The following is a 13,484-nucleotide window of genomic DNA, read 5'->3' as shown; positions in this document are numbered from 1 at the left end:
CGATCGCGATCACCATCGAGGTCACCGTCAGCAGCAACGTCCAGCCAATGCCCCGGATCACCAGGACATCAAAAAGATAGGTACGGACCGTGCCCCAACGGAACTGCGGATTTGTCCAAATCGACTGCAACCCGGCCAGCACCGCCGCAACGATCACCACCGCGGCCAGCCAACGGCCTGGATGACGAACCGGAATTGCCTTGATGAGGGGGATTTCGTCCATGGCGGTGTATGAGTGGCGCGTTGAGACCAGAGTCTGTGTCATTGGGCTGCCTCGGGGTTGACCACGGCCGTCTTGATGGCGAGCACTCCGACGCCCCACCGGTCCATGATCTTGGCGTACGTGCCGTCGGCAATGAACTTGTTCATCACTTTTGCCACCAGGTTCGCCAGCGGCATGTCGTTCTTGGCCACGGCGATGCCGACCGGCGTCGGGCTGTACTGTTTGCCCAGCAGCTCCAATTGGCCGCTGGTCTGGGTCAGTGCGTAACCAATGGTGGTGCTGCCGGAGACCATGGCATCGATCCCACCACTGACCAGGCGCGTGGTGATGTCCGATTGGGTGGGCAGGCTCGTGACGACTATGGCGGGCTTGCCAGCCTTGACACACGCGGCGGACCGGCCGGAGAGGTCCGGGTCCGCCTGGGTGGAGCCGGTCTGGACTCCCACGTTCTTCCCACAGAGGTCATCGACGGAGATGTTCCGGGGGTTGCCCTTCTGTACGGCAAAGACGGAACCCGCAGCGTAGTAATCAACGAAGTTCACGGCCTTCATGCGCTCCTTGGTTATGGAGAACGCAGAAATCCCCAGATCGTACTTGGCGCCCAGCGACGGCAGGATCGTGGTGAAGCCGGCCGTCTCGAAATCGACCTTCAGGCCCAACGTGGCCCCGATGGCGTTGGCAAAGTCCACATCGAACCCCATGGGGGTCTGACCGTTCGCGCCGCCCAGGAACTCGGCAGGGGCGAAGGTAGTATCCGAGCCCACCGTCAATGTCCCGACGGACTTGATGGCCGCCGGGACCAGTGCGGCCAGGGCGGCATCCTTGGGGACCGACGCCACGTCAAAGCCGGCCGTGCCAGATGTAGCGCCGGTTCCCTGCGTTCCCACGGCCTGGGAGGCGGTGGTGCAGCCACTGACGGTGACCATGCCGCCGAGCGCGGCAACGGCAACGAGGGCAAGGCGGATCCGTCGGGATGTTCTCATGTCAGCTTTCCATTCGTGAGGAGGATTCAAGGGGAACGACGATGTTCACCAAGGTGGTGCCGGTTTGGACAAGGGTTGGGTGGCGCAGGGTGCCGACAAGTCCCTCCATGTGTGCGCGGTACTCCTGCCAGGGCCGCCCCAGCTCTTCGATGAAGTGGATGCGGCCGATGAGGTCGCCGACGGCAACCGGCTGGCCGAGGTCGACGGAGGGTTCAAACAGGCCTGCCGCACGCGCCATGACAGCCGAGCGGGGACCCAGTTCGAGGTATGTGATGCCAGGGCCGGCCACGGCGTCAGCTTCGGGGTCGATTCCACGGTGGGGGCCGGCGTCGTCCGTTCCCGATGGCGGGGCGATGACGCCAACCTGGGCGAGCAGCCGGTACAGCCCGGCGCGGGCATCGGTGAGGACGCGGCGGTTGATGGTGCCGCGGCCGGCAAGTTCGGTGGAGATCATGGTGACGCCGGCCCGGTCGGCGGCGCCGCTGATGGAGCCGGAAACGAAGTCCGGTGAGACGATGACGCAATACGGCTGTCCGAAGGCCTCGACGGCGGCCACCTTGCGGGACCAGTCCGTTTCAGTGGGTCCGGAATAGACAAAAGCGGAGGGAACGTATTCGTTGACCGACCCGCCCGAATGTATGTCCAGGACAAAGTCCGCCATGGGAAGCAGCACGCCCTCGACGATGTGGGCGATCTGGGCCGTGGGTCCGCCCTCGGCGTCGCCGGGCAACGCCCGGTTGAGGTTGGCGCGGTCAACGGCTGAAACGCGCCGTCCCTCGCGAACGGCCGGCAGGTTCAGTGACGGAAGGACGATGATGCGGCCCCGGACTCGTGCCGGATCAAGCTCCCGGATGAGTTCATGGAGCAGCACCTGGCCCTCATATTCGTCGCCATGTGTGCCGGCCGTCAGCAGGACGGTGGGGCCTTCTGCCGGCCCGGAAAGGACGGCAATCGGCACCGGGATGACGGCGCCGTCGTGCTCGTTGTCGGAGTGCACGACGGCCAGGTGGCCAAGCTGCCTGCCCGCAGCAGCAAAGTCAATGCCGACTATCGCGTCGATGGTGTGGGAACTCATTATGTTTGTATCCAATCTCTAAGATTGGATACAGCGTAGCCAGGGGATACGGTTGGGTGCAATACTTTGGCCAAAAGTAATATTAAAAAAGTCCATGTATCGGTGTGGAAGCGATGGGAGAAAAAGTGAAGGGAACGGCCGTCAGGGATGCCCGGCCGCTGGCCGAACGCGTCTATGACTTGGTGTGCGACGACATCGTCAATGGGACTCTCGCCCCCGGTGCGCAGTTGGTCCAGGACCAGCTCGCCGCCGACTATGGGGTCTCGCGCATGCCGGTCCGGGATGTGCTGACCCGGTTGGTGCATGAAGGCATGGCCGACTTCATTCCCGGGCGCGGCTACTTTGTGAAGGTCCTCAGCTATGCGGACGTGATTGACGTGTACGAGGTCCGCCGCGAGGTGGAGGCCCTGGCCATCCGCCGCTTCGAGGGCAGGTACTCGCCAATGGAACTGGCACGGCTTGAGATGTCGTTGGTGGAGGCGGAGGCTGTCACCGATGCGGATTTTGACGAGATTTTCCGCACCAGCACCGATTTTCACCTGGCCCTCGTGGCGCCGTGCCCCAACAAGTACATGCTGCATTCCCTGCAGGGTATTTGGGAAAATCCAGTTCAGCGTCGGATCATCCGCTCCTACAAGAACGACGGCGCCAAGGCCGCCGGTGTGGCGGCCAAGCACCGGCGGTTGCTGGGCCTTGCCCGAGCCGGCAAGACCGAGGAATTGATCAAGGAGCTGGCCAGCTGCCACACTCCCGACACCTAGCCACATTGGCTTCCTGCCCGGAAGCCCAGACCCGGACGGTTCGATGCGGGAAATCGCGGAGCTCCACCGGCTTGCAGCCGGTGCCGGCAGCTATTGGGGCAAGACCACATGTGCAGCCTGGGTGCGCCTCCTGACAACCGGGGCGAGGCGGTTCGTTCCCTTGGGCATGGCCAGGCCACGGCTTCGACTCGGCTTCGGACACTCTGGAACCGGGTACAAGGTCCGACGCCATTGCAGCGGAAAATCCCCCGCGGAGGGCTGGCGCCCTGCGCACCATCGGCACAGACCGACCAGCTGGTTCCGCCTTGGGCCGGAACGGCACCGGCTTTGTTGCGGGAACTGTCGCATTGTCCCGAAAGAATGGCAACGCCAGCTGACTGCGCTTCGAACTGGGAAAGCGAAGTCAAGTCCCATTACGTGGTGTAATTTTTTTGTTTCCTTTGCCCGGCGGACAAGCTGAACGGCCCTGCCACGGTTTTTCCATGGTCCGAAGCCCGCGCCCGGAGCGCGGTCTGCGGTGGTAGTCTGGGCTGTCGAATTTTCCGGCGAGAAAGGCAACACCATTGTTGGTGCTTCACGCATTCTGGTCGCTTGACCACGGCCCGGGCCTGTGGTCCGAAGATTCCGAAAAGCCGGTGACGAGCGCCCAGCAGGGGTTGAAGTCGGCCCGGCCCCACCCCTTTGCGACATCTGCGGAAACGCTCATGAAACTGCAGGCGGGGGAGCCTGGCCAGACGACGCTGTTGCTGCCGTCCCTGCGACGCTCGCCGCTGGACTCTCCGGAGATTGTGCGCATCGCCCCCCGGCCGACCAGTTCAACGGTCCCGTCGCTGCTGCCCTGGACGGTTCCCGTGCTGTGGGTCGATCCGCAGGATCTGGCCGCCACCATCAACGATGACGACGGCGCGGACCCCGCCGCCCTGTTCTTTCCCAAGCTCTCCCTCAGGGACGGCTCGGAACAGCTGGGCGATGTCCGCATTGCCGCCTCCGTGCGGTACCTGGCCGAGCTGGTCCGATTTGCCGGTGAGCTGGCCGGGCGCGCGCGGGTGCTTCCCGGAATTGTCTGGGTGGCCGGCGCCGGGCACGACGACGACGCTGACGCCACGCCCGGCGATCCCACCCCCGGCGGTCCCACCGCCGGCGACGGCCTCGCGGCCGAGGCCCGGTGGCGGGCGGTGTTGCGCGGCCCCGATGCACTGGCCTTCGGCGATCTCATTGTCGGCATGCCGCCGTCTTTCCGGTCCGCACCGGATTCGGAGGACGCGGGTGCGCTGGCAGCCTTGGCCCTTGATGCACTTGTTGACGCCACGGTGAGGGGCCGGCTGCCTGAGGGAATGGCCATGCTGCCGCCCCGCCGCGGACGCAAACCGCCAAGTGCCCGCCGTCGAGGCCTGGGTGGAAGCCCTGCAAGGGCCGGACGCCCGCATCCGCGTGCCGTCCACCATGATCGCTGAGCTGGAGCACGAACTCGCCCCCTGGCGAAGCTATGCAAGGGAGGCCAACGCGCCAGCACGGGCCACCTTCCGGCTTACCGAAAATTCTGGCGGCCCGGACGCCCAGGACATCCTCGACACGCCTGACGCCGCAGCCCAAACCCACCCCTGGAAGGTGGATTTCCTGCTCCAATCCGCAGCGGATCCCAGCCTGTTGGTGGCGGCCGACCAGGTGTGGCGTGACGGCGACGCCCTCGCCCGGTGGCTTGGCCGCCCCCAGGAGGTGTTGCTGGCGGAACTTGGCAAGGCCGCACGCGCCTATCCCGGCCTTGAAACGGGGCTTCGGCAGAGCCGGCCCACAGGTTTGGAACTCACCAGCGAGCAGGCCTTCGCGTTCCTGCAGGACGGGGCACCTGCCCTGGACGGCGCCGGGTTCGGTGTGCAGCTGCCCGCCTGGTGGGACAGGCAATCGAAGCTGGGCCTGAAGCTTTCGGCGGCCACGCCGATGGGCGACGACACCGGCAAGCCTGCCGCCTTCGGGCGGGAGCAGCTGTGCGACTTCCGCTGGAGCCTGGCCGTGGGGGAGCACACCCTCAGCGACGAGGAGATCGCCGCGCTGGCGCAGGCCAAGGCTCCGCTGGTCCGGCTGCGCGGCCAGTGGGTGAGCGTCAATCCCGAACAGTTGCGCCGCGGGATCGACTTCCTGCGCCGCGGAGACCTGCAGCGTGGCACGGTGGCGGACGTGCTCCGCCTGGCCGGTGCGCACCCCGACGACGCCGGGCTGCCGTTGGAAATTGCCGCCGTCACAGCCGATGGCTGGTTGGGTGCGCTGCTTGACGGCTCGGCGGAGGCCAGCCTCCAAACGGTTGCGCCGCCGTCGAATTTCACGGCAACACTGCGCCCCTACCAGGAACGGGGGCTGGCCTGGCTGGACTTCCTTGGCTCGCTGGGGCTCGGGGCGTGCCTGGCGGACGACATGGGGCTGGGCAAGACCATCCAGCTGCTGGCGCTGGAGGCGCTCAACCGCGAACGGCAGCCCGACGCCGGCCCCACCCTGCTCGTGTGCCCCATGTCGCTGATTGGAAATTGGGAGGCCGAGGCGGCAAAATTTGCGCCCGCCCTGCGCCTGCGGGTGCACCATGGTTCGGAGCGGCGCCGTGGTGAGGAGTTCGACGACGGTCTGGATGGCGTTGACTTGTTGGTCACCACCTACACCACGTTGACGCGTGATGTGGAGGTGTTTGAGGCGGTGTCCTGGAACCGGGTGGTCCTCGATGAGGCGCAGGCGGTGAAGAACCGGCTCTCCCGTGCCGCGAAGGCCGTCAAGCGGCTCACCGCCGCACAGCGGATTGCGTTGACCGGCACCCCTGTGGAGAACCGCCTGGGGGAGCTGTACTCGATCATGGACTTCCTCAACCCCGGCCTGTTGGGCACGCCGGAACTGTTCCGCACCCGCTATGCCATCCCCGTCGAACGCCACCGCGATGAAGGTGCCGCCGAGCGGATGCGCGCCGTCACCAGGCCGTACCTGCTGCGCCGGGTGAAGACCGATCCGTCCATCATCGACGACCTGCCGGAAAAAATTGAGATCAAGCAGTACTACACGCTCACCAACGAACAGGCGTCGCTGTACCAGTCGGTGGTTGACGACATGATGGAGAAAATTGACGGCTCGGACGGGATTGAACGCCGGGGCAACGTGCTGGCCGCAATGGCCAAACTGAAGCAGATCTGCAACCACCCGGCCCAACTCCTACACGACGGCTCGGTTGTGGGCCAACGCAGCGGGAAGGTGGAACGGCTGGAGGAAATACTCGAGGAGATCCTTGCCGAGGGCGACAAGGTGCTGTGTTTCACGCAGTACACCGAATTTGCCGAGATGCTGCTGCCACACCTGGCCGCCCGGTTCGACACCGATGTGGCCTACCTGCACGGCGGGACCTCCCGGCAAAACCGCACCGAGCTGGTGCGCCGCTTCCAATCCTCCGACGGCCCGCCCATCTTCCTGCTCTCGCTCAAGGCCGGCGGCACCGGCCTGAACCTGACCGCCGCCAACCATGTCATCCACCTGGACCGGTGGTGGAATCCCGCCGTGGAGAACCAGGCCACGGACAGGGCTTTCCGCATCGGCCAGAAACGACGGGTGCAGGTGCGCAAGTTCATCTGCCGGGGCACGCTGGAGGAACGGATTGACGCCATGATCGAGGAGAAAGCCTCGCTGGCGAACATGGTGGTGGGTGACGGCGAAGGCTGGCTGACCGAGCTGTCCACCGAGAATCTGCGTGAATTGTTCGCACTGAGCAAGGAGGCCGTCAATGAGTAGGCGCCGCTACGAGTCCCCGTTCTACCCGCACACGGTCCCGCGCAGCGTGGAAGGCGGGGTCAAGGCCAAAAGCGTCCGCGGCGCCATCGGCACCACCTGGTGGTCGGGCCGGTTCATTGAAGTGCTGGAAGGGCTGGGCGTGGGCGGGCGGCTGCAGCGCGGACGCAACTACGCCAGGCGCGGGCAGGTGATTTCCCTGGAGGTCGGTGCCGGCACCGTCACCGCCAGCGTCCAGGGCTCACGGTCGAAACCCTACCGTGTTCGGATCGGCATCTCCGCCTTCGGCAAGTCCGAGTGGACCGCCGTGGAGGAAGCGCTCGCCGGCAACGCCTGGTATGTGGCAACGCTGCTGTCCGGGGAAATGCCGGCCGACATTGAAGATGTCTTCGCGACGGCGGGGCTGTCCCTGTTCCCAGGCAGTGCACGGGAGCTGGGCATGGACTGCTCCTGCCCCGACTGGGAGGTGCCTTGCAAGCACCTGGCCGCCGTGTTTTACCTGCTGGCCGAACAATTCGATGAGGACCCGTTCCGGATCCTTGCCTGGCGGGGGCGGGAACGTGAGGACCTCCTGGGCCGCCTGCACACGGCGGACGGTGATTCCGGGGCCCGGGCGGGTGCGCCCTTGACGGAAGTGCTCGAGACCTTTTTTGCGGCGCCCGTTCCGGTGCCCCTGCGGCGCGGGTCCAATGCCCGGGGGTTGCTGCTTGACCAGGCGCCGGCGCTCAACGTCACGGTCCGGTCCCGGCCGTTGGCGGAGGTGCTGGGCCCTGCCTATGTGGCACTCCGCGCGGCGGGGGAGGGTTGAGCCGTTCCGTCGACCCGTGGCGCTGGACCGGCAGGATTTTGCCGATTCATGGATCATGAGCACCAAGGCCCGCGAATAAACGGCATTTGGGCAATGGGTTGCCGAAATGCCGGAACGCACCATTCGTGCCATCGAGACCGGTCAGGGGAACCCGTCCTTGCGCTCGGCTGCCCCCGCGGCCAATGTTTTGGGCCTTCAGGTGGCAGTTGTGCGATGACGCAGGACCTGCAGGACCTTTTAAAAAGGCGGCGACTCACCGACGTTTACAAGCGCGCGGGTGCCGGTGCCCCGCTGACCCGAATGGCAGAGATAGACGGATTCGTTTCGGGTACCGGGCAGGCCAAGAAGCGGCCGCCCGGAATCCAGTCGCGTTCGCGCAGGACTTGCGGCGCACGCCGGATCAGTCGATCATCACGGCCTGCCGGGAGTCAAGGACCAGGGAGGGCCCGGCTCCCGCTGGCCGTTCAAACGCACGGCGGGCGCCCGCCGTCGTACGCCGGAGGGCGCCTCAGCGCCGGGCGCCTCAGCGCTGGGGCGCGTCGGCGTCGAGCTCGAAGTCGGGCTCGGAAAGGACGACCATGTGGGCAGCTTGCCGGCGGGGCCGGGGGATGCACAGTGCCAGCACGCCGGCGGCCACGGTGGCGCCGAGGGCGATGACATAACCCAGCTGGAAGCCGTCCGCCGTCGGTGCCTGGTGGCCAACGCTGGATGCCGCCAGGACTGCGCCCATGACGGCGGCTGCGCTGCTTGTGCCCAGGGAGCGCATCAGGGAGTTCAACCCGTTCGCTGCACCTGTTTCCGTAGGTTCCACCGCGCCCATGATCAACAGCGGCATGGAGGCGTAGCCAATGCCGATGCCGGCCCCCACCAAGGCGTTGGCCACCAGGATTTGCCAGATCTCTGAAGACGCCAGCAACGCCAGTGCGTAGGCAAAGCCAATGACAATGACGCTGACCACCATCGTGGCACGGCCGCCGACGGTCCGGTTCAGACGGGCGGCCACCGGTGCCATGGCGACCTGCACCACGCCAGCAGGGGCAAGGATCAGGCCAATCGAGATCAGGGTCTGGCCCAGTCCGACTCCCGTGCCCGTCGGCAGCTGAAGCAACTGGGGAAAGAGCACCTGCGAGGAAAAGAACGCAAAGCCCAGGGCGACCGAGGCGAGGTTCGTCATGAGGACGGCCGGGCGCGCAGCAACACGCAGGTCAACCACCGGGTCCTTGAGCCGCAGTTCAAAGGCGCCCCATGCCAGCAGCAGCACAATGCCGCCCGCACCCGTGGCCAGGGTGGCCGGCGATGCCCAGCCCCACGCGTTGCCCTGGGCAACAGCCACCAGGATGCCGGACAGGCCGGCCGACAGGCCCGCTGCGCCGACGTAGTCAAAGCTGCCCACGGCAAACTCGGCGTCCTTGGGCACGATCAACGCCACGAGGAACAGCAGCACCACACCCATCGCCGCGCCCGTCCAAAACAGGGCGTGCCAGTCCAGGGTTTCTGCAATAAACGCGCTGATGGGAAGGCCCAGCGCGGCTCCGAAGCCAAACGAGCCGCTGATCAGCGCCACCGCCCCGCCAACCCGCTTTGCCGGCAAATGATCGCGCAGCACGGCAATGCCCAGCGGGATGACGCCGCTCATCAGCCCCTGCAGGGCGCGCCCCACCAGCAGCATGGACAGGCCTGTCGAGACGGCGGCCAGGATGTTGCCGATGACCAGCGCCACCAATAGCACCAAGATGATCTTGCGTTTGCCGTAAAGGTCGCCCAAACGGCCGGCGATCGGTGTGACGACGGCCGAGGTCAACAGCGTGATGGTCACGACCCACGCCGTGGCCCCCCGCGGCGCATTCAACAGCTCCGGCAGCTGCGCCTGGATCGGCACCACCAGCGTGAACATGAACGATGCGCAGGCGCCGGTGACTGCCAGGACGGCGATGAGCGGCCACGAACGGCGGACGATGGCGGATGGTTGGACTGTTTGCATTGCTTCTTTCGTGACGGCACCAGGCGACGCGCTGTGGGGCCCGACGATGTGCGAACGACGTGTCAAACCAATTGTGACAACCCGATGCCACTACCTAAGTATTCCCCATTCCGGATCCAGTCCACACCGTGGAATCGCCACAAGGACGGCGGCGGGAACCTGCCCGCTGCCCGTAGACGGGTCTGTGTCTGACCCGATGAACGGTAGTGGTTGAATGCGGCGCCTGCGGCTGCCCCTGCGGCAACTCCTCCGGCCCGCCTGCCCCGGGGCGCCGGCCCGAGGAAACACGCATGCCGTCCAAATTCCTCCCCGTGACGTCCGTGGTGCACAATGCCTTATGACCAATGACGTTCCCCGGCCCGTCTATTTTCTCTCAGACAGCACCGGCATCACCGCGGAGACGCTCGGCAACACCTTGCTGACGCAGTTCCCGGCGAACAATTTTGACCGCAACACCATCCCCTTCATCACCACCGCGGAACAGGCGCGCTCGGTCGTGAGGACCATCGATGGGCTCGCCGCCACCGGCCCGCTGCCGATAGTCTTTTCCACCGCCGTCGGCAGTGACATCCGCCAGGCCCTGGGCACCTGCCAGGGAATCCTCGTGGACCTCATCGGCACGCATGTCGGCCAGCTGGAGCAGGCACTTGGGGCGCACGCGAGCGGGGAGCCCGGGCGGGCCCACGGGTTGGGGAACGCCGCCCGCTACCAGTCGCGGATGACGGCGGTCGAGTACGCCATGGAGCACGACGACGGCCAGAGCCTGCGCGCGCTGGAAAAAGCGCAGATCATCCTGGTGGCCCCGTCCCGCTGTGGCAAAACGCCCACCACGATGTACCTGGCGTTGCAGCACGGCATCTTCGCCGCGAACTTCCCGTTGGTGGACGAGGACTTTGAGCACGAAGGCCTCCCCAAGCCATTGACACCGTTTGTGTCGAAGTGTTTCGGCCTGACCACCAATCCACTGCGACTGAGCCAGATCCGCACGGAACGACGGCGCGGCTCCTCCTACGCGTCCCTGCGGCAGTGCGGGTTCGAGTTGCGCAGCGCCGAGCGATTGTACGAGTCCCACGGGATTCCGTATATTAATTCGGCCACGGTCTCCGTGGAGGAAATGGCGGCCACAATACTGCAAAAGATGCAATTCAAGCATTAGGGAAAAATTTCACATGCGGGGTGTGGCGCATGTCATGTGGAAACCCTTTTGCAGACCTGTCACTGTGGACTGGACGCGCAACGCCGGCCCCCCGCCACCGGCGCCGTGCGCCTGCGGCAACACACTACAAAGGAGTAGCAAACATGACGACAGACATCCTGTGGTTTTCCGAACTCGGCCTCAAGGATCTGGACCGGGTGGGCGGCAAGAACGCCTCCCTCGGGGAGATGGTGCAGAACCTGACTTCGGCCGGCGTCCGGGTGCCCGACGGCTTCGCCACGACGGCGGACGCGTACCGGCAGTTTCTGGCCGGTTCGGGCCTTGGCCAGCGGATCATCGACAGGATGGAAGGCCTGGACACCGACGACGTGACGGCGCTCGCCGCCGCCGGCCAGGAGATCCGGCACCTGATCCGCGAAACGCCGTTTTCGCCCGGCTTCGAAGCGCAAATCCGCGACTCCTACCAGCAGCTGGTCCAGAAGCACGGAGCCGACGCCGACCTGTCCTGGGCCGTGCGTTCCAGCGCGACAGCGGAAGACCTGCCGGATGCCTCCTTCGCCGGACAGCAGGAGACCTACCTGAACGTCCGCGGAATCGAAAACATCCTGCAGGCCATCAAGGACGTCTTCGCCTCGCTCTACAACGACCGCGCCATCGCCTACCGCGTGCACCACCAGTTCGAGCACTCGGAGGTGGCACTTTCCGCCGGGGTCCAGCGCATGGTCCGCTCCGACGTCGGCGCCTCCGGCGTCATGTTCACCATGGACACCGAATCGGGCTTCCAGGACGCAGTGTTCGTCACCTCCTCCTACGGCCTCGGCGAGGCAGTGGTCCAGGGCGCCGTCAACCCGGACGAGTTTTACGTCCACAAGCCCGCACTGGAGGCTGGCCGCCCCGCCATCCTCAAGCGCGGGCTGGGTGGGAAGGCCCTCCAGATGACGTACACCGACTGCCGCGAGATCGGGCGCACCATCGACTTCGTCCCGGTCGAGCCGGCCCTGCGCAAGCGCTTCAGCCTCACCGACGACGACGTCGAGCAGCTCGCCCGGCACGCCGTCGCCATCGAAAAGCACTACGGGCGCCCCATGGACATCGAATGGGGCAAGGACGGGCTCGACGGCGGCCTGTACATCCTGCAGGCGCGCCCCGAGACGGTCCAATCCCGGCGGGCGCCCGGCACGCAGAGCCGCTTCCGCCTCAACGGCTCCAGCGAGGTCCTGGCCGAAGGGCGCGCCATCGGGCAGCGGATCGGGGCCGGAAGCGTCAAGATCCTCACCTCCATCGACCAGATGGCAGCCTTTGAAAACGGCGACGTCCTCGTGGCGGACATGACGGACCCGGACTGGGAACCGATCATGAAGCGCGCTTCCGCCATCGTCACCAACCGCGGCGGACGCACCTGCCACGCCGCGATCATCGCGCGCGAACTGGGGATTCCCGCCGTCGTCGGAACGGGCCATGCCACGGAGGCCCTGTCCGACGGCGTCGACGTCACCGTCTCCTGCGCCGAGGGCGAGGCAGGCTTCATCTACGCCGGACTGCTGGACTTCAGCGTCGAGGAAACCTCGATTGCCCAGATGCCCGAGGCGCCCGTGAAGGTCATGATGAACGTGGGCACACCCGAACAGGCGTTCACCTTCGCCCAGCTGCCCAACCACGGTGTGGGCCTTGCCCGGCTGGAATTCATCATCAACCGCCAGATCGGCATCCACCCCAAGGCGCTGCTGAACCTGGACAGCGAGCCGGAGGACGTCGCTGCGGAAATCCGGGAGCGGATTGCCGCATACGACGGGCCGCGTGACTACTACATCAAGCGCCTGGCCGAAGGGGTCTCCACGATCGCGGCGGCGTTCGCGCCGGAGCCGGTGATCGTGCGGATGTCTGACTTCAAGTCCAACGAGTACGCGAACCTTATTGGCGGGCCCGCCTACGAGCCGCATGAAGAGAACCCGATGCTTGGCTTCCGGGGCGCCTCACGGTATCTGGAGCCCTCCTTCAGGGACTGCTTCGATCTCGAGTGTGAGGCACTGGCGTTTGTCCGCAACGAGATGGGACTGACCAACGTCAAGCTCATGATTCCGTTTGTGCGGACGCTGGACGAGGCCCGCGGAGTCATCGATCTGCTCGCCGAGAACGGGCTGCGCCGTGGAGAAGACGGACTCGAGGTGATCATGATGTGCGAGCTTCCGTCCAACGCGCTGCTTGCCGATGGCTTCCTTGACCACTTCGACGGATTCTCCATCGGATCCAATGACATGACGCAGCTGGCCCTGGGCCTGGACCGCGACTCCGCCATTGTTTCGGGCGGCTTCGATGAGCGGAACCCGGCGGTCAAGAAACTCCTGAGCATGGCAATCAAGGCCTGCAATGCGCGCGGCAAATACGTCGGCATTTGCGGCCAGGGCCCCAGCGACCACGCGGACTTCGCCGAGTGGCTGGTCGAGGAGGGCATCGATTCGGTCTCGCTCAACCCCGACACCGTGGTGGACACCTGGCTCAGGCTTGCCGGCGGCACCGTTGGCGAGACCAGTGCCGCCGCCGGAGTGCTGGCGGGCTGATCGGGGCCCCGGCTGCGGCGCATTGGACGGAGCGGAGCCCTGGCAGACGGGACTGGGCAGGGGGGTGTCCCTATGTTTTTCGTCAAGGGTTTGGGCGGGTTTTCTTTGAAGGTTCTTTCGTCCTTGTTTTTGGGCAGGGTTGAGTGGCTGGCGGGTGGTCGCCATCAGCTCGCGGGGTCGTCCGGT

The 13,484-nt window shown here is 65.8% G+C and carries 9 protein-coding genes and 1 pseudogene; 6 read left to right on the top strand and 4 right to left on the bottom strand.

What is annotated here, in order from left to right; all coding sequences use genetic code 11:
• The 3 genes and pseudogenes from MMF96_RS18715 to MMF96_RS18705 all read right to left on the bottom strand — a co-directional run.
• A pseudogene (locus MMF96_RS18715) lies at positions 1-223 on the bottom strand (amino acid ABC transporter permease); the annotation flags it as partial.
• A gap of 38 nt (positions 224-261) precedes the next feature.
• A complete protein-coding gene (locus MMF96_RS18710) occupies positions 262-1,206 on the bottom strand; it encodes an ABC transporter substrate-binding protein (RefSeq protein WP_256884397.1) in 945 nt (314 codons plus the stop codon).
• A gap of 1 nt (position 1,207) precedes the next feature.
• Complete coding sequence (locus tag MMF96_RS18705; protein ID WP_256884396.1) at positions 1,208-2,281, bottom strand: succinylglutamate desuccinylase/aspartoacylase family protein; 1,074 nt, start codon at positions 2,279-2,281, stop codon at positions 1,208-1,210.
• Positions 2,282-2,394: 113 nt separating this feature from the next.
• On the opposite strand from MMF96_RS18705, the gene MMF96_RS18700 reads away from it, so the two are divergent.
• The 4 genes from MMF96_RS18700 (at position 2,395) to MMF96_RS18685 (ending at position 7,603) form a co-directional block, all read left to right on the top strand.
• Positions 2,395-3,042 (top strand): GntR family transcriptional regulator, encoded by a 648-nt coding sequence (locus MMF96_RS18700; protein WP_176617003.1) that lies wholly within the window; start codon positions 2,395-2,397, stop codon positions 3,040-3,042.
• Between the two features lie 704 nt (positions 3,043-3,746).
• Positions 3,747-4,496, top strand: a complete 750-nt coding sequence (locus MMF96_RS18695) for a hypothetical protein (protein ID WP_256884395.1) — start codon at positions 3,747-3,749, stop codon at positions 4,494-4,496.
• On the top strand, positions 4,417-6,798 hold the full coding sequence (locus MMF96_RS18690; RefSeq protein WP_256884394.1) for a DEAD/DEAH box helicase: 2,382 nt from the start codon (positions 4,417-4,419) through the stop codon (positions 6,796-6,798). The genes MMF96_RS18695 and MMF96_RS18690 overlap by 80 nt, the downstream gene beginning before the upstream one ends.
• A complete protein-coding gene (locus MMF96_RS18685) occupies positions 6,791-7,603 on the top strand; it encodes an SWIM zinc finger family protein (protein WP_176617005.1) in 813 nt (270 codons plus the stop codon). Before MMF96_RS18690 ends, MMF96_RS18685 begins: the two co-directional genes overlap by 8 nt.
• Before the next feature lie 523 nt (positions 7,604-8,126).
• Here MMF96_RS18685 and MMF96_RS18680 read toward each other — a convergent pair.
• Positions 8,127-9,584, bottom strand: coding sequence for an MFS transporter (locus MMF96_RS18680; protein ID WP_256884393.1), 1,458 nt, complete (start codon positions 9,582-9,584; stop codon positions 8,127-8,129).
• A gap of 337 nt (positions 9,585-9,921) precedes the next feature.
• On the opposite strand from MMF96_RS18680, the gene MMF96_RS18675 reads away from it, so the two are divergent.
• A complete protein-coding gene (locus MMF96_RS18675; RefSeq protein ID WP_176617007.1) occupies positions 9,922-10,740 on the top strand; it encodes a pyruvate, water dikinase regulatory protein in 819 nt (272 codons plus the stop codon).
• A gap of 143 nt (positions 10,741-10,883) precedes the next feature.
• Positions 10,884-13,298, top strand: coding sequence for a phosphoenolpyruvate synthase (ppsA, locus tag MMF96_RS18670; RefSeq protein ID WP_256884392.1), 2,415 nt, complete (start codon positions 10,884-10,886; stop codon positions 13,296-13,298).
• Positions 13,299-13,484 lie beyond the last annotated feature (186 nt).

Source organism: Arthrobacter sp. STN4 (genome assembly GCF_024539665.1).
GTDB lineage: Bacteria > Actinomycetota > Actinomycetes > Actinomycetales > Micrococcaceae > Specibacter.
Note: the sequence above shows the minus strand (reverse complement) of the source record. Positions and strands in the feature narration are given on the sequence as shown.